Source organism: Pseudomonas wadenswilerensis, from assembly GCF_024749185.1.
Lineage (GTDB): Bacteria > Pseudomonadota > Gammaproteobacteria > Pseudomonadales > Pseudomonadaceae > Aquipseudomonas > Aquipseudomonas wadenswilerensis.
This window is the reverse complement of record NZ_CP087191.1, coordinates 4,409,518-4,424,303: the sequence shown is the minus strand read 5'-3', so window position 1 is coordinate 4,424,303 and position 14,786 is coordinate 4,409,518. Positions and strand designations below refer to the sequence as shown.

The following is a 14,786-nucleotide window of genomic DNA, read 5'->3' as shown; positions in this document are numbered from 1 at the left end:
CGTTGGCCTCACCCGTACCCGAAACAACACCCTCCAGGGGTTTGCACCGGTCGCCTCCGCAGGAGCGGTTTGGCTGCTGATCTCTTCTAAAGTTCAAGCAAAAAATCTACCCGTTGAGGGCTTGAGTTCTCTGCTTGACTTGTGCTTGGGATTTTCAGGAAACCCCAAGATGTAGTGTTTTGTTTCGCTGGGGATACAAGATAATGCGGTCTTGGGGGTAATGCAAGGTCGGGGTCTGTGGATAACTTGTGCGTATTTTGTGAGTGATTTCACTCAACCCCTTGTAGGCCGCGTCTTAGCGCGGAATGACCGGCTGTCACCGATTTTTTCGCAGGTCTTAGGGTCGCAGGCCGATTTTGCGGGCGCGAACCCTATCACAAAAAATCGGCTTGTCCGAGCGGCTTTCCCGCAGGTTTTTAACCGCTTGCAACGGCGGTTGGCAGGCGCGGGTGCCCGACGTAGTATCCGGGGCCAATGTTGCCTTTTGGTGAAGTGGGCACTCTTTATAACAACAAGCTGTTGAGGTGAGCCGTGGAGCAGAGCAGTCGGGTATTGATCGTCGAGGATGACCAGCGGCTGGCCGACCTGACCCGTGAATACCTGCAGGCCAATGGCTTTGCCGTGGAAGTGGAGGGCGATGGCGCCCGGGCGGCGGCGCGGATCATTGCCGAGCAGCCGGACCTGGTGATCCTCGACCTGATGCTGCCCGGTGAGGACGGCCTGAGCATCTGCCGCAAGGTGCGCCAACAGTACCCCGGGCCGATCCTGATGCTGACCGCGCGCAGCGACGACCTTGATCAGATCCAGGGCCTGGACCTGGGCGCCGACGACTACGTATGCAAGCCGGTGCGCCCGCGCTTGCTGCTGGCACGCATCAATGCCCTGTTGCGCCGCAGCGAGGCGCCGGCTGAGGCGCAAGCGCTGCAAGCCCTGCAGTTCGGCCCGCTGCGGGTCGACAACACCCTGCGCGAGGCCTGGCTGTACGACAGCGGTATCGAACTGACCAGCGCCGAATTCGACCTTTTATGGCTGCTGGTGAGCAACGCCGGGCGCACCTTGTCGCGCGAAGAGATCTTCACTTCCCTGCGCGGCGTCGGCTATGACGGCCAGGACCGCTCCATTGATGTGCGTATTTCGCGCATCCGTCCGAAAATAGGCGACGACCCGGAGCACCCGCGGATGATCAAGACCATCCGCAGCAAAGGTTACCTGTTCGTCCGCGAAGCGGCCGAAGCCATGGGCCAGGTGCAATGAACTCGATCTTCCTGCGCATCTATGGCGGCATGCTCGCCGCCCTGGTGCTGGTGGCGGTGCTGGGCGTGCTCAGCCTGCATCTGCTCAACGAGGTGCGCGCCGGCCAGTACCGCGAGCGCCTGGCCCACGGCACCTTTACCCTGATGGCTGACAACCTGGCGCCACTGGACGCTGTCGAGCGCAAGCGCGCCCTGCTGATCTGGGAGCGCCTGCTGGGGATTCCGCTGGAGTTGCAGGTGCTGAGCAGCACTGCCCTCGACGGCAGCCAGCGCAGCCAGTTGCAGCGCGGCCAGGTATTGGTCGAGAAGACCGGCCCGCACGCGGCCAAGGTGCTGCGTCAGGTCGGTGACCAGGATTTGCTGCTGGTTGGCGAAGTGCAGCAGATCAGCGAGCAACTGGCCCGTGCCACTATCTACCTGTTGGCCGATGAGCTGGTGCGCTACCCGGTGGCCGAGCAGCCCCAGCGCCTGGCCGCACTCAAGCAGAGCAAGGGTTTTGGCTTCGACCTGCGCCTGCAGCGGGTCAGCCAGACCAACATGGACGAAGACCAGCGCCGACGCATCGACGAAGGCGACACGGTGATGGCCCTGGGCAAGGACGGCAACTCGATCCGTGTGTTCGCCGGCCTGGTCGGTACGCCCTGGGTGCTGGAAATCGGCCCGCTGTACCAGATGAACCCCTATCCGCCGCAACTGCTGGTGCTGATTGCGGTGCTGGGCCTGTGCCTGATCGGCCTGATCGTCTACCTGCTGGTGCGCCAGCTGGAACGGCGCCTGTCCGGGCTTGAAGCCGCCGCAACGCTGATTGCCCAGGGCAGCCTGGAAACCCGCGTAGCCGCCGACGACGCCGATTCGGTCGGGCGCCTGGCCGCGGCGTTCAATGGCATGGCCGAACACCTGCAGCGCTCGCTGACCATCCAGCGCGAGCTGGTGCGGGCGGTGTCCCACGAACTGCGCACGCCGGTAGCGCGCCTGCGCTTTGGCCTGGAAATGATCGCCAGCGCCAGCAATGACCAGGCCCGGGACAAGTACCTGACCGGCATGGATGGCGATATCCAGGACCTGGACAAGCTGGTCGATGAGATGCTCACCTACGCGCGCCTGGAGCAGGGCGCGCCGGCCCTGCATTTCCAGCGGGTCGACCTGGATGCCTTGCTCGACCAGGTGATCGCTGAACTGGCGCCGCTGCGCCGCGAGGTGCGGGTGCTGCGTGGCCCGTGCCAGGGCGGTGAAAAAGGCCCGGACGGGCAGGGACCGTGGGTCGAGGCCGAGCCGCGCTACCTGCACCGGGCGTTGCAGAACCTGGTCAGCAACGCCATGCGCCACGCCGAATCGCAGGTCAGCCTCAGCTATCAGTTGGGCCTGCAGCGTTGCCGGATCGATGTCGAGGACGATGGCCCCGGCGTGCCGGAAAGCGTCTGGGAGCGCATCTTCACCCCCTTCACCCGCCTCGATGACAGCCGCACCCGCGCTTCGGGCGGGCATGGCCTGGGCTTGTCGATCGTGCGGCGGATCATCTATTGGCATGGCGGGCGAGCGTCAGTGGGGCACAGCGAGCGCCTGGGCGGCGCCTGCTTCAGCCTGAACTGGCCGCGCAATCAGGACGGCGCATGAGTTCGCCGATTGCCCTGCAGGCTTTGCTCGACCAAGCACGGTTCGACCCTCTGCTGCTGGCGCTTTATGGCCCCCAGTTGATGCCTGCGCAACGGCCGGTGCTGGTGTCGCAGTGGTCGAAGTATTACTTCGCACTGGTCTGGCGGATGTTGGGCGAGGGCGAACCCTTGTCGGCTTTCAGCGATACCGCGGTGCAGGTGGATGCGCGCGGTTTGCCGGTCACGCTGGTCGCCGAAGCAACACCGTGCCAGGACCTGTTCGCTGAGCATCTGCAACCGTTGGTTGTGCGCCTGGCCGAGCTGGGACCGGTTTCGATGGCGGTGTTGTGGGGCAATGCCGGCGATTGCCTGGATCAGGCGCTGCAAGGCAGGGGGGGCAGCTCAGGATTGCAGGTGCTGCTGCAAACGCCCGGCAGCCCCTTGTATGCCGCTGTCAGCCAGGATGCTGCGGGCCGGCGTCGGCGCCGTACCTGCTGCCTGAGTTACAAGGTCGACTGGGTCGGGCATTGCGAGCACTGCCCGCTACTGCCCTGAAGCTCAGACGCTGACCAGGCTCAACAGTTGATCATCCTGCAGGCAGAACTGCCCTTCCAGCTCGCGGCCGTGGTGCCACTGCGCCGACAGGTCGGTCAGCAGACGCAAGCGCGCATGGCCGTCGGCGGACCACTCCAGCACTTCGGCGTGCTCGAAATAGAAGCGCTGCCTGACGATCGGGTAGAGCGCCTTGAACAGGCTTTCTTTCAGCGAGAAGGTCAGGGTCACGCTCAGGCCCACCTGGCTGGGGTTCATGCGCTGCATTTCGGCTTCGGTGAGAATCTCCCGGGCCAGGCGCTCGGCGCGTTCGTCGCTGAGCAGGCTTTCCTGATCCAGGCCCAGGCCCTGGCAATCGCTGTTGCGCGCCACCACCGCGGCGGCCCAGCCTTTGCCGTGGGTGATCGAGCCACTGATACCGGCCGGCCAGATGGGGGCGCGGTCTTCGTCAGTGCCCGGGACATAGTCGCGGCCATCGAGCTGCATCAAGGCCGCGCGGGCGCACACCCGGCCAGCCAGGTACTCGGCCTGGCGCTTGGCCACCGAGCGTTGCAGGCTGGCGGTCTGTTCGATACCGGCGCGGCTGAAGTCGTCGCTGGCGAGCAGGGCCGGGTCGAACGGGCAACTGACCAGAATCGCGCCGGGGACCGGACGCGGCAGGGGCCAGTGGTGCAGGAGCGGGGCGCAGCAGGTGGGCAGTCGATTCATGGCCGCTATTGTGCCGTGGTGCGGGAGGGCTGACCAGATACCTTGCACGGGCCGTTCTTGTGGGAGCTGGCTTGCCAGCGATCGAGCGCAACGCGCTCGCGATTCAGGCAGTGCATTCTGCGTCGATTGCACCGGCCACATCGCTGGCAAGCCAGCTCCCACAGAGTGCTTCACCGTGTTCGGTTTACTTGAAGATCTTCTTGAAGAACGCCTGCAGATCCGCCCAGGAGCTTTCATCTGCGGCCTTGTTATAGCCAATATCCGGTCCGCCATGCCCGCCATGGCTCAGGCGGTCGGCATCCGGATTGGTAAAACCATGCCTGGCTCCGGGAATACTGACGAACTCATAGCTCGCCCCGGACGCGTCCATTTCTTCCTTGAATTTCTCCACCTGCTCCGGCGTCACCATGCTGTCTTTGGCGCCGTGCTCGACCAGCACCTTGGCTTTGACGCTGCCCGGCGTCGCCGGCGTGTTGGTCACCAGCGCACCATGGAAACTGGCCACACCGGCCAGCGCTTCGCCGCGGCGCGCGGCGTCGAGCACCACCTTGCCGCCGAAGCAGTAGCCGATGGCGGCGATCTGCGTGGTATCGGTCTGCGGCTGAATCTTCAGCCGCTCAACCCCGGCATCAAAGCGCTCGGCCGCCGCATCCGGGTCTTTAAGCGCGGCGGCCATGAAGGCCTGGGCATCGGCCGGGTGCTCGGTGGTCTTGCCGTCACCATACATGTCGATGGCCAGGGCGCTGTAGCCAAGCCCGGCAAGGTCGCGGGCGCGGCGCTTGGCATAGTCGTTGAGCCCCCACCATTCATGCACCACCACCACGCCCGGGCGCTTGCCCTCGGCGGCGTCGTCGTAGGCGTAGTAGCCGACCAGGCGCTTGCCGTCGGCGTCCTGGTAGGGGATCTCACGGGTTTGCACCGCCGCCTGGGCCAGGCTGGCGGCACCGATCAGGGCCAGAGCGAGCAGACAACGCATGGTCGTACTCCTTACTTGCAGTCGGTTTTGCACTCAGTGCAGCTGTTCAGCCGAGGTTCAGCCTGGGTTCAGCGGCGGTTCAGGACGGCTTGCTTACTCTAGCTTCCACACCAACACAGTGCATCACCTGGAGTACCACACGATGAAAAAGCTCAACACCCTGCTGCTCACCGTTGCTTTCCTTGGCGCCAGCGCCGCCGCCCAGGCCGCTGACACCACTTTCGCCGGCGTCACCTATGGTCAGACCAGCGACAAGATGAAAAAGTCCGGCCTGCTGACCCGCAACACTGATCACCTGAACACCGACGGCATCATCAGCAAGGACAGCACCTACGGCATCCGCGTCGGCCAGATGAACGACCAGGGCCGCTACTACCTCACCTACGACAACGTCTCCAACGACCACAGCGGCCTGAAAGTGCGCCAGGAAAACCTGCTGGGCAGCTACGACCTGTTCTACCCGCTGGGCAGCACCACCAAGCTGTTCGGTGGCGCCAGCGCCGGCCTGACCAAGATGAGCATGGAGTCCTCCGGCTACAGCCGCGACACCGACACCGGCTACGCCATCGGCCTGCAAGCCGGCGTGTTGCAGCAAGTCAGCGACAATGCCTCGGTGGAACTGGGCTACCGTTACCTGCGCAGCAACGCCAGCACCGAGCTGTCCGAACATGATGGTCCGAAAGTCGGCAGCCTGCGCCTGAACAGCAGCGCCCAGACCTACCTGTCGGCCAACTACGCGTTCTAAGTCGCCTGGCGATGTCCGAACCGGCCTGCATGCGCACGGCCGGTTCGCTGTTATTCTGCATTCGGTCTACAAAACTGACTGGCCAATGAAGGCCGGCACGGGTCTGGAGGAGCGTATGAAACTGCTGGTGGTCGAGGATGAAGCACTTTTGCGTCATCACTTGTACAGCCGCTTGACGGAAAGCGGGCATGTGGTCGAAGCGGTGGCCAATGCCGAGGAGGCCCTGTACCAGGCCGAGCAGTTCAATCATGACCTGGCGGTGATCGACCTGGGCCTGCCGGGCATGAGCGGGCTCGACCTGATCCGCCAGTTGCGGTCCCAGGGCAAGAGCTTCCCGATCCTGATCCTCACCGCCCGCGGCAACTGGCAGGACAAGGTCGAAGGCCTGGCCGCCGGCGCCGACGATTATGTGGTCAAACCCTTCCAGTTCGAAGAGCTCGAAGCCCGCCTCAACGCCTTGCTGCGCCGCTCCAGCGGCTTTACCCAGTCGACCATCGCCGCAGGCCCCCTGGTGCTCGACCTCAATCGCAAGCAGGCAACCCTCGACGAACAGCCCCTGGCGCTGACCGCCTATGAATACCGCATCCTCGAATACCTGATGCGTCATCACCAGCAGGTGGTGGCTAAGGACCGCTTGATGGAGCAGCTGTATCCGGACGATGACGAGCGCGATCCGAACGTCATCGAGGTGCTGGTCGGCCGTTTGCGGCGCAAGCTTGAGGGTAGCAACGGCTTCAAGCCGATCGATACCGTGCGTGGCCTGGGCTACCTGTTCACCGAGCGTTGCCGATGATCCGTTCGCTACGCCTGCGTCTGATGCTGGCGGCCGCGGTGCTGGCGCTACTGTTCATGCTCGGCTTGCTGCCGGCCTTGCAGAAGGCCTTCAGCCTGGCCTTGCAGGAGTCGATCGAGCAGCGCCTGGCGTCGGACGTCACCACGTTGATTTCCGCCGCGCGCATCGAGGGCGGCAACCTGCAGATGCCGGTGCTGTTGCCCGACGAGAAATTCAACCTGCCCGACAGCCGCCTGCTCGGCTACATCTACGACCGCCAGGGCAACCTGGTGTGGCGCTCTCGGGCCACGGCGGACGAGAACATCAACTACACCCCGCGTTACGACGGGCGCGGCAACGAGTTCGCGCGGATTCGTCAGGACGACGGCGAGGAGTTTTTCGTCTATGACGTCGAGGTCAAGCTGCTCGGTGGCAAGACCGCCGCCTTCAGTATCGTTGCCCTGCAGCCGGTACGTGAATACCAGCACACCCTCGACGGCCTGCGCGAAAAGCTCTACCTGGGCTTTGGCGCAGCGTTGCTGGCTTTGCTGGTGCTGCTCTGGGCCGGTCTGACCTGGGGCCTGCGTTCACTGCGGCAGATGAGCCGCGAACTCGATGATGTCGAATCAGGTGCCCGCGAAGGCCTGAGCGGCGAGCATCCGCGTGAACTGCTGCGCCTGACCGACTCGCTCAACCGCCTGCTGCGCAGCGAGCGTGAGCAGCGCCGGCGCTACCGCGATTCGCTGGGCGATCTGGCCCACAGCCTGAAAACCCCGCTGACCGTGCTCCAGGGGGTCAGCGAAAGCATGGCCCAGCGCCGCGAAGACCGTGAACAGGCGCGGGTGCTGCAAAGCCAGATCGAACGCATGAGCCAGCAGATCGACTATCAGCTGCAACGCGCCAGCCTGCGCAAGAGCGGCCTGGTGCGCCACCAGGTGCAGTTGCGGCCGTTGCTCGACAGCCTGTGCAGCACCCTGGCCAAGGTCTATCGCGACAAACACGTGCACATCAGTGTGGATGTGCCGGCGAATGCGATGGTGCCGATGGAGCAGGGCGCCTTGCTCGAACTGCTTGGCAACCTGCTGGAAAACGCCTACCGCCTGTGCCTGAACCAGGTGCGCATCAGTCTGCAGGCGGGCGAAACGCAGGTGGTGCTGTGTATCGAGGACGACGGCCCGGGTGTGCCGCCCGATCAGCGCGAGCGCATCCTGCAGCGTGGCGAGCGTCTCGACCGGCAGAACCCGGGGCAGGGCATTGGCTTGGCGGTGGTCAAGGACATCATCGAAAGCTACGACGCGACCTTGACCCTCGATGACTCGCCACTGGGCGGTGCTGCCTTTCGCATTCGCTTCGAGTTGGAAAGAAATACCTAGGCGGATTACCGCCATCATTGTCGGATTCTTTTCCGTGGCGTGCGGAAAACCGCCAACCCCATCGCGTCAACCTGCAACCTCGTTGTGCATTGCAGCCCCGTAAAACCGGGGCTTGCACCGTTAAAGCGCATTTTGGCATCGGGCTTGCTATGGACTCATCAGAGTTCTGCCAGGCAGCTCGACACAACAAATCCCTCCAGTGCAGGAGGGTTCGCGCTTTAGGTACCCCGCATCCTGGGAAGGATGGGCCGGTACCCTTGAGGAATTAGCCATGACGACGCGTCAGCCACTGTACAAATCGCTGTATATCCAGGTGTTAGTAGCGATCACCATCGGTATCCTGCTGGGCCATTACTACCCTGAAACCGGCGTGGCCCTGAAGCCGCTGGGTGACGGGTTCGTCAAACTGATCAAAATGGTCATCGCCCCGATCATCTTCTGCACCGTGGTCAGCGGCATCGCCGGCATGCAGAACATGAAATCGGTCGGCAAGACCGGTGGCTACGCGCTGCTCTACTTCGAAATCGTCTCGACCATCGCCCTGATCATCGGCCTGGTCGTGGTCAACGTGGTCAAGCCTGGCGCCGGCATGCACATCGACGTCAGCACCCTGAACGCCAGCAGTGTGGCCGCTTACGCCGCCGCCGGCGCGCAGCAGACCACCGTGGGCTTCCTGCTCAACATCATCCCCAACACCGTGGTCGGCGCCTTCGCCAACGGCGATATCCTGCAAGTGCTGATGTTCTCGGTGATCTTCGGCTTCGCCCTGCATCGCCTGGGTGCCTACGGCAAGCCGCTGCTGGACCTGATCGACCGCTTCGCCCATGTCATGTTCAACATCATCAACATGATCATGAAGCTGGCGCCAGTCGGTGCCTTCGGTGCCATGGCCTTCACCATCGGCCAGTACGGCGTCGGTTCGCTGGTGCAACTGGGCCAGCTGATGATCTGCTTCTACGTCACCTGCGTGCTGTTCATCCTGGTGGTGCTCGGCAGCATCGCCCGCGCCCACGGCTTCAGCATCCTCAAGCTGATCCGCTACATCCGTGAAGAGCTGATGATCGTTCTGGGTACTTCTTCTTCGGAGTCGGCGCTGCCACGCATGCTGACCAAGATGGAGCGTCTGGGCGCGAAGAAATCCGTGGTAGGCCTGGTGATCCCGACCGGCTACTCGTTCAACCTCGACGGTACCTCGATCTACCTGACCATGGCCGCCGTGTTCATCGCCCAGGCGACCGACACCACCATGGACATCACCCACCAGATCACCCTGCTGCTGGTATTGCTGGTGGCTTCCAAAGGTGCTGCGGGCGTTACCGGTAGTGGTTTCATCGTGCTCGCCGCGACCTTGTCGGCTGTTGGCCATCTGCCGGTTGCCGGCCTTGCGCTGATCCTCGGCATCGACCGCTTCATGTCCGAAGCCCGCGCCCTGACCAACCTGATCGGTAACGCCGTGGCCACTGTGGTCGTGGCCAAGTGGGTCAACGAGCTGGACGAAGACAAGCTGCAGGCCGAGCTGGCTTCCGGTGGTTCGCCACTGACTGACACCCGTCCGATGGATGACCTGGGCGTGGCTGAAGGTCCTGCTCGCTAACAGGCAGGCTGCGTAACGCAAAAAGCCCATCTTCGGATGGGCTTTTTTGTGTCTGCGGGGGGGCTTCGTCGCGGGGCAAGCCCGCTCCTACAGATGGGGTGGGAGCGGGCTTGCCCCGCGATGCTTTTACTCCACCCGGGTCTCGCCGCTATACACCAGGGTATTGCGGCAGCGCCGGCACAGGTACCGCCGCCCCTGGCGCACCAGGCTGTGGCGTTGGGCCGAAAACGGGAAGTCGCTGCCGGCACAGGGGCAGCGGTAGATATAGCGGGTCACCGTGCGGCGCTTGACCGCGTAGTTGTGGCAACGGTGCGGCGGCAGCTCGTACACGCCGCGCATGATCAATTGCCATTCCTCGCCATGGGGCTGGATGCGGTCGCCAAACAGCTGGTGCGCAACCAGGTGGGCGACCTCGTGGGGCACCGTCTGTTTGAGGAAGTCGTCGCTGTTCTCGCGGTACAGCTGCAGGTTGAAGCGCAGCAGGTTCTCGTGCAGGTGCGCGACGCCGGCCTTCTGTCCGCGCAGCTTGAAGCTGACTTCGGGGCGCGGGAAGGGGCGTTTGAAAAAGGTTTCGGCTTGCTGGTAACAGGTTTCGACGCGGGATTTGAGCAGTTCGGGCATATCGGGGAACACTCCTGGCCGATAATTATGCCGCAACCGCGGCGGCGCTGCCGAGCCACCTGTCAGCGCACAGCATCAGGCCGCCTTGCGGCGGCCTGAAGGTTGTTGCACCTATGTTGCCGTTGATTCTAATGGTTTGGGTTAGTTGGTGTAGACGGGCCCCACGCCCAGTCCCCAGACAATCACGGTAAAGGCCATGATGGCGACCAGCACCACCAGCCCTACCGCCAGTACCGAACTCGAGAACAGAAAGCCCTCATCGGAAGGAATGTTCATGAAAGTCGGCAGGCCGACATACAGCAGATAAACCGTGTAGCACACCGCGGCGGTGCCGACGATCATGCCCAGCCACAGGTGCGGGTACAGCGCCGCCAGGCCGCCAATGAACAGCGGCGTTGCGGTGTAGGTGGCAAAGGCAATGCAGCGCGCCAGGCTGGGGTTGGCGTCGTAGGTGCGGGCCATCCAGTGGATGAACGCGCCCATCACCGCCACGCCGCCGAGCATGGCCAGGTAGGACATGATGGTCATCCACAGTGCGCTTTCCTGGGTCAGCATAACCGGGGCGCGATCGCCAATGACCCAGCCGACCTGGGTGGTACCGATAAACGCCGAGATCGCCGGGATCGCGGCGAGGATCAGCGTGTGGGTCAGGTACATGTGGCTGATGCTTTCTTCTTCACCGCGTATTTCTTTCCATTCCTGATCGGGATGGGTAAACAGCCCAACAACGTGATGGATCATGCCGGTCACTCCTTCGTTGTTGCCATCGCCCCCCAGTGGAGCGCTTGCGGCCCCAAGTCTGGGCCAGAGGTTGGAGGTCACCTTTGTGTGGCCTTATGTCGCAGTATAGAAAGGCGTTCGCCGCACAAAGCCGGCTTTTTAGAGCAAATCGCGCTGTCAGGGGCCTGCTTAATCACAATGCAGTCTTTATCGGATTGGCCTACGCCCACCTGCGGTTTAAGGGTAAAATGTTCGGCTTTTGTCACACCTCGCGGATTCCAAGCGCTATGGGCACCCTTTCGGTCAACCAGAACAAACTGCAAAAACGCCTGCGTCGTCTCGCCGGCGAAGCCATCACCGACTTCAACATGATCGAAGACGGTGACAAGGTCATGGTCTGCCTGTCCGGCGGCAAAGACAGCTACACCATGCTCGATGTTCTGCTGCACCTGCAGAAAGTGGCGCCGATCAAGTTCGACATCGTTGCGGTGAACATGGACCAGAAGCAGCCGGGCTTCCCCGAGCACGTGCTGCCGGCCTACCTCGAGACGCTTGGCGTCGAGTACCACATCGTCGAGAAGGACACCTACTCGGTGGTCAAGGAATTGATCCCGGAAGGCAAGACCACCTGCTCGCTGTGCTCGCGCCTGCGTCGCGGTACCCTGTACACCTTCGCCGACGAGATCGGCGCGACCAAGATGGCCCTGGGGCATCACCGCGACGACATCGTCGAGACCTTCTTCCTCAACATGTTCTTCAACGGCACCCTCAAGGCCATGCCGCCCAAGCTGCGTGCCGATGACGGGCGCAACGTGGTGATCCGCCCGCTGGCCTACTGCAGCGAGAAGGACATCCAGGCCTACTCGGACATGCGCGAATTCCCGATCATCCCGTGCAACCTCTGCGGCTCGCAGGAAAACCTGCAGCGTCAGGTGGTCAAGGACATGCTGGTGGAGTGGGAGCGCAAGACCCCGGGGCGTACCGAGAATATCTTCCGTGGCCTGCAGAACGTGGTGCCGTCGCAACTGGCTGACCGCAACCTGTTCGACTTCACCAGCCTGAAGATCGACGAGACCGCCACCCCGCGCTTTGTCGACGTGCTGAACATCTGACGGCCATGCGCGATTACCACTGGCTGCATGAGTACTGCCTGAACCGCTTCGGCTCGGCCGCCGCCCTCGAAGCGCACCTGCCCCAGGCGAAAAGCCCCGAGCAGTTGCGCGCGATCGGCGCCGACCGTTACCTGTCGACCCTGGCCCTGCGGGTGTTTCGCGCCGGTTTGAAGCACAGCCTGGTGGACGCCAAATGGCCGGCCTTCGAGCAGGTGTTCTTTGGCTTCGACCCGGAAAAGGTCGTGCTGATGGGCGCCGAGCACCTGGAGCGGCTGATGCAGGACACGCGGATCATCCGCCACCTGGGCAAGCTCAAGAGCGTGCCGCGCAATGCGCAGATGATCCTCGATATCGAGAAGGAATTCGGCAGTTTCGGTGCGTTTATCGCCGACTGGCCGGTGACCGATATCGTCGGCCTGTGGAAGTACCTGGCCAAGCATGGCAACCAGTTGGGCGGGCTGTCGGCGCCGCGCTTCTTGCGCATGTGCGGCAAGGACACGTTCATCCCCACCAATGACATGGCTGCGGCGTTGATCGCCCAGGACATCATCGACAAGCCGCCGACCAGCCAGCGCGATCTGGCCCTGGTGCAGGATGCCTTCAATCAGTGGCATGCCGAGAGTGGGCGGCCGTTGTGCCAGCTGTCGGTGATGCTGGCGCATACCGTCAACCACTGAGATCGGTGGTGCCATGATCGCTGGCAAGCCAGCTCCCACAAAACCCTGTGGGAGCTGGCTTGCCAGCGATGGATTCAACTCTTAGTTCGAACCTTCCCCCGCCAGCCGCCGCTCATACTGAAAGCGCCAGCGCACATACAGCAGGGCACTGACGAACAGCGCCAGGCTGATCGCCACTTCCAGCCAGCCGAACAGTGCCCGGGCCGGGTCGAACGCGGCCAGCACGCCCTTGATGAAGTACAGGTTGACCACAAAGCAGGTCCAGGCGTGGGCGCGGGCGTTGCCCAGGAGCATGCCTGGCAACAGCAGGACCAGCGGCACCAGTTCAATCGCCAGGATCACCCCGACCCGCGCACCGTGCAGGTCGGCGAACAGCAGGTTGTTCAGGGTCAGCAAGGCGATCAGGCCGAAAAAGCTCGCCAGGCTCAGCGCCCGGGTCAGGCGCAGGCGCGGCGTCAGCCATGCGATCGGGGGCAGCACCTTGGGCTTTTTAGCCACGGCCGTTCTCCAGCAGGTTGGCGGTGGTCGCCAGGCGCTGGCCAAGGGCGCGGCACAGGGCGATTTCGTCGGCATCCAGATCGCGCTTGCCGTCGGCACCGGCATGGTGGCTGGCGCCGTAAGGGGTGCCGCCGCCGCGGGTTTCCAGCAGCGCCGACTCGCTGTAGGGCAGGCCCATGATCAGCATGCCGTGGTGCATCAGCGGCAGCAGCATCGACAGCAGGGTCGATTCCTGGCCGCCGTGCAGGCTGGCGGTGGAGGTGAACGCCGCCGCCGGCTTGCCGACCAGGCCGCCGCTCAGCCACAGGCTGCTGGTGCCGTCGATGAAGTACTTGAGCGGCGCGGCCATGTTGCCAAAGCGCGTCGGGCTGCCCAGGGCCAGGCCCGAGCAATGGCGCAGGTCGTCCAGGGTAGCGTACAGCGCGCCGGTATCGGGGATGTCCGGGGCTACCGCTTCGCACTCGGTGGAAATCGCCGGTACGGTGCGGATGCGCGCTTCCAGGCCGGCCATCTCGACGCCGCGGGCAATTTGCCGGGCCATCTCGCTGGTCGAGCCGTGACGGCTGTAGAACAGGATCAGGATGTACGGCGCGCTCACGGCAGGATCTCCAGCACCTTCTCCGGTGGCCGGCCGATCACGGCTTTATCGCCGGCAATCAGGATTGGCCGCTCGATCAGCTTGGGGTGCTGGACCATGGCTTCGATCAACTGCGCCTCGCTGAGGCTGGCGTCGGCCAGGTTGAGTGTTTTGTATTCGTCTTCACCGCTGCGCAGCAGCTGGCGTGCACTGATGTTCAGCTTGCCGAGCAGGGCCTTGAGTTCGCTGGCAGTCGGCGGGGTTTCCAGGTAGCGCACCACGGTCGGGGCCAGGCCGCGGGCTTCGAGCAGCTCGAGGGCGCCACGGGATTTGGAGCAGCGCGGATTGTGATAGAGGGTCAGGTCAGTCATGTTCGGGTCGCATCCAGCAGGGTGTGGCGGCTATTCTAACCGCAGCGACTTCGCATTTTGCTTGAATCTTCGAGAAGGATTGACCCATGACAAGGCGTTTGGCAGCAGCACTGGCCATCACCGCGAGCCTGTTGCTCGGCGGATGCGGTGCAGATTACGGTCTGGACCAACACGGCCAGGCAGTGAAAGCCGAGCAGATTGAAGGGCACTGGCTGGTGCTCAACTACTGGGCGGAATGGTGCGGCCCGTGCCGCATAGAAATTCCCGAACTCAACGCTGCTGCCAAGCAATGGCAGGGGCAGGGCGTGCAGGTGCTCGGGGTGAACTTCGACGGCCTGCAGGGAGAAGACCTGAAAAAGGCCAGCGAAGCGCTGGGCATCGGCTTCACGGTGCTGGCCAGCGACCCGGCCGAGCGTTACCAACTGCCGCGTAGTGAAGCCTTGCCGGTGACCTACATCATCGATGACAAGGGCAAGGTAAGGGAGCAGTTGATGGGCGAGCAGACGCTTGAGGGTTTGAACCAGAAGATCAAGGCGCTCAAGGGCGCTTGACAGCAGATTCAAGCTACAAGCGACAAGCTGCAAGATAGAGCAAGACCGCGCACAGTCTGCTTTTACTTGCTGCTTGAAGCTTGTGGCTTGCCGC

17 protein-coding genes are annotated in these 14,786 nt (G+C 63.3%); 10 read left to right on the top strand and 7 right to left on the bottom strand.

The genetic code is table 11. The features are described 5' to 3' along the window. The first annotated feature begins 531 nt into the window (after window positions 1-531). Genes LOY45_RS20300 through LOY45_RS20290 form a run of 3 tightly spaced genes read left to right on the top strand, consistent with a single transcriptional unit; the run spans window position 532 to window position 3,400 of the window. Window positions 532-1,254, top strand: coding sequence for a response regulator (locus LOY45_RS20300; RefSeq protein WP_115085710.1), 723 nt, complete (start codon window positions 532-534; stop codon window positions 1,252-1,254). Then, on the top strand, window positions 1,251-2,867 hold the full coding sequence (locus LOY45_RS20295; RefSeq protein WP_115085711.1) for an ATP-binding protein: 1,617 nt from the start codon (window positions 1,251-1,253) through the stop codon (window positions 2,865-2,867). Before LOY45_RS20300 ends, LOY45_RS20295 begins: the two co-directional genes overlap by 4 nt. Beyond that, window positions 2,864-3,400 carry an IucA/IucC family C-terminal-domain containing protein gene (locus LOY45_RS20290; RefSeq protein WP_258578263.1) on the top strand — a complete coding sequence of 179 codons (537 nt, stop codon included), beginning with the start codon at window positions 2,864-2,866 and terminating at the stop codon, window positions 3,398-3,400. Before LOY45_RS20295 ends, LOY45_RS20290 begins: the two co-directional genes overlap by 4 nt. A 3-nt stretch (window positions 3,401-3,403) precedes the next feature. Here the strand turns inward: LOY45_RS20290 and LOY45_RS20285 are convergent, their stop codons facing one another. Beyond that, window positions 3,404-4,105: a 4'-phosphopantetheinyl transferase family protein gene (locus tag LOY45_RS20285; protein ID WP_115085713.1), complete on the bottom strand. Its 702-nt coding sequence runs from the start codon at window positions 4,103-4,105 to the stop codon at window positions 3,404-3,406. A gap of 184 nt (window positions 4,106-4,289) precedes the next feature. Then, window positions 4,290-5,081 carry a dienelactone hydrolase family protein gene (locus LOY45_RS20280; protein WP_258578262.1) on the bottom strand — a complete coding sequence of 264 codons (792 nt, stop codon included), beginning with the start codon at window positions 5,079-5,081 and terminating at the stop codon, window positions 4,290-4,292. Between the two features lie 142 nt (window positions 5,082-5,223). Here LOY45_RS20280 and LOY45_RS20275 point away from each other — a divergent pair, with 142 nt between their 5' ends. The 4 genes from LOY45_RS20275 (at window position 5,224) to LOY45_RS20260 (ending at window position 9,565) form a co-directional block, all read left to right on the top strand. Beyond that, window positions 5,224-5,826 carry an outer membrane protein gene (locus LOY45_RS20275; RefSeq protein WP_115085715.1) on the top strand — a complete coding sequence of 201 codons (603 nt, stop codon included), beginning with the start codon at window positions 5,224-5,226 and terminating at the stop codon, window positions 5,824-5,826. Between the two features lie 115 nt (window positions 5,827-5,941). Beyond that, window positions 5,942-6,619, top strand: a complete 678-nt coding sequence (locus tag LOY45_RS20270; RefSeq protein WP_010220390.1) for a response regulator — start codon at window positions 5,942-5,944, stop codon at window positions 6,617-6,619. Continuing rightward, window positions 6,616-7,971, top strand: a complete 1,356-nt coding sequence (locus LOY45_RS20265) for an ATP-binding protein (protein WP_258578261.1) — start codon at window positions 6,616-6,618, stop codon at window positions 7,969-7,971. Before LOY45_RS20270 ends, LOY45_RS20265 begins: the two co-directional genes overlap by 4 nt. Before the next feature lie 271 nt (window positions 7,972-8,242). After that, window positions 8,243-9,565 (top strand): dicarboxylate/amino acid:cation symporter, encoded by a 1,323-nt coding sequence (locus LOY45_RS20260; protein ID WP_010220388.1) that lies wholly within the window; start codon window positions 8,243-8,245, stop codon window positions 9,563-9,565. 126 nt (window positions 9,566-9,691) lie between these two features. Here the strand turns inward: LOY45_RS20260 and LOY45_RS20255 are convergent, their stop codons facing one another. Further along, window positions 9,692-10,186 carry a SprT family zinc-dependent metalloprotease gene (locus LOY45_RS20255; protein WP_115085717.1) on the bottom strand — a complete coding sequence of 165 codons (495 nt, stop codon included), beginning with the start codon at window positions 10,184-10,186 and terminating at the stop codon, window positions 9,692-9,694. 141 nt (window positions 10,187-10,327) lie between these two features. Continuing rightward, entirely contained in the window at window positions 10,328-10,927 is a 600-nt protein-coding gene (locus LOY45_RS20250) for a Yip1 family protein (protein WP_010220386.1), read from the bottom strand. Between the two features lie 266 nt (window positions 10,928-11,193). Between LOY45_RS20250 and ttcA the strand changes: the two genes are divergently transcribed. Continuing rightward, entirely contained in the window at window positions 11,194-12,018 is an 825-nt protein-coding gene (gene ttcA / locus LOY45_RS20245; protein ID WP_115085718.1) for a tRNA 2-thiocytidine(32) synthetase TtcA, read from the top strand. Window positions 12,019-12,023: 5 nt separating this feature from the next. Further along, window positions 12,024-12,695, top strand: a complete 672-nt coding sequence (locus LOY45_RS20240; RefSeq protein WP_258578259.1) for a DNA-3-methyladenine glycosylase I — start codon at window positions 12,024-12,026, stop codon at window positions 12,693-12,695. An 81-nt stretch (window positions 12,696-12,776) separates the two neighbouring features. Here LOY45_RS20240 and LOY45_RS20235 read toward each other — a convergent pair whose 3' ends face one another. Genes LOY45_RS20235 through arsC form a run of 3 tightly spaced genes read right to left on the bottom strand, consistent with a single transcriptional unit; the run spans window position 12,777 to window position 14,141 of the window. After that, window positions 12,777-13,193, bottom strand: a complete 417-nt coding sequence (locus LOY45_RS20235) for a DUF2069 domain-containing protein (protein ID WP_115085720.1) — start codon at window positions 13,191-13,193, stop codon at window positions 12,777-12,779. Next, window positions 13,186-13,791, bottom strand: coding sequence for an NAD(P)H:quinone oxidoreductase (wrbA, locus tag LOY45_RS20230; RefSeq protein WP_115085721.1), 606 nt, complete (start codon window positions 13,789-13,791; stop codon window positions 13,186-13,188). Before wrbA ends, LOY45_RS20235 begins: the two co-directional genes overlap by 8 nt. Further along, entirely contained in the window at window positions 13,788-14,141 is a 354-nt protein-coding gene (gene arsC / locus LOY45_RS20225) for an arsenate reductase (glutaredoxin) (RefSeq protein ID WP_115085722.1), read from the bottom strand. The genes wrbA and arsC overlap by 4 nt, the downstream gene beginning before the upstream one ends. 86 nt (window positions 14,142-14,227) lie before the next feature. On the opposite strand from arsC, the gene LOY45_RS20220 reads away from it, so the two are divergent. Next, complete coding sequence (locus tag LOY45_RS20220; protein ID WP_115085723.1) at window positions 14,228-14,692, top strand: TlpA disulfide reductase family protein; 465 nt, start codon at window positions 14,228-14,230, stop codon at window positions 14,690-14,692. Window positions 14,693-14,786 lie beyond the last annotated feature (94 nt).

Coding starts and splice junctions, on each gene's coding strand:
- LOY45_RS20295 (WP_115085711.1), top strand. CDS start 1,251: ATGAACTCGATCTTCCTGCGCATCTATGGCGGCATGCTCGCCGCCCTG.
- LOY45_RS20290 (WP_258578263.1), top strand. CDS start 2,864: ATGAGTTCGCCGATTGCCCTGCAGGCTTTGCTCGACCAAGCACGGTTC.
- LOY45_RS20285 (WP_115085713.1), bottom strand. CDS start 4,105: ATGAATCGACTGCCCACCTGCTGCGCCCCGCTCCTGCACCACTGGCCC.
- LOY45_RS20280 (WP_258578262.1), bottom strand. CDS start 5,081: ATGCGTTGTCTGCTCGCTCTGGCCCTGATCGGTGCCGCCAGCCTGGCC.
- LOY45_RS20275 (WP_115085715.1), top strand. CDS start 5,224: ATGAAAAAGCTCAACACCCTGCTGCTCACCGTTGCTTTCCTTGGCGCC.
- LOY45_RS20270 (WP_010220390.1), top strand. CDS start 5,942: ATGAAACTGCTGGTGGTCGAGGATGAAGCACTTTTGCGTCATCACTTG.
- LOY45_RS20265 (WP_258578261.1), top strand. CDS start 6,616: ATGATCCGTTCGCTACGCCTGCGTCTGATGCTGGCGGCCGCGGTGCTG.
- LOY45_RS20260 (WP_010220388.1), top strand. CDS start 8,243: ATGACGACGCGTCAGCCACTGTACAAATCGCTGTATATCCAGGTGTTA.
- LOY45_RS20255 (WP_115085717.1), bottom strand. CDS start 10,186: ATGCCCGAACTGCTCAAATCCCGCGTCGAAACCTGTTACCAGCAAGCC.
- LOY45_RS20250 (WP_010220386.1), bottom strand. CDS start 10,927: ATGATCCATCACGTTGTTGGGCTGTTTACCCATCCCGATCAGGAATGG.
- ttcA (WP_115085718.1), top strand. CDS start 11,194: ATGGGCACCCTTTCGGTCAACCAGAACAAACTGCAAAAACGCCTGCGT.
- LOY45_RS20240 (WP_258578259.1), top strand. CDS start 12,024: ATGCGCGATTACCACTGGCTGCATGAGTACTGCCTGAACCGCTTCGGC.
- arsC (WP_115085722.1), bottom strand. CDS start 14,141: ATGACTGACCTGACCCTCTATCACAATCCGCGCTGCTCCAAATCCCGT.
- LOY45_RS20220 (WP_115085723.1), top strand. CDS start 14,228: ATGACAAGGCGTTTGGCAGCAGCACTGGCCATCACCGCGAGCCTGTTG.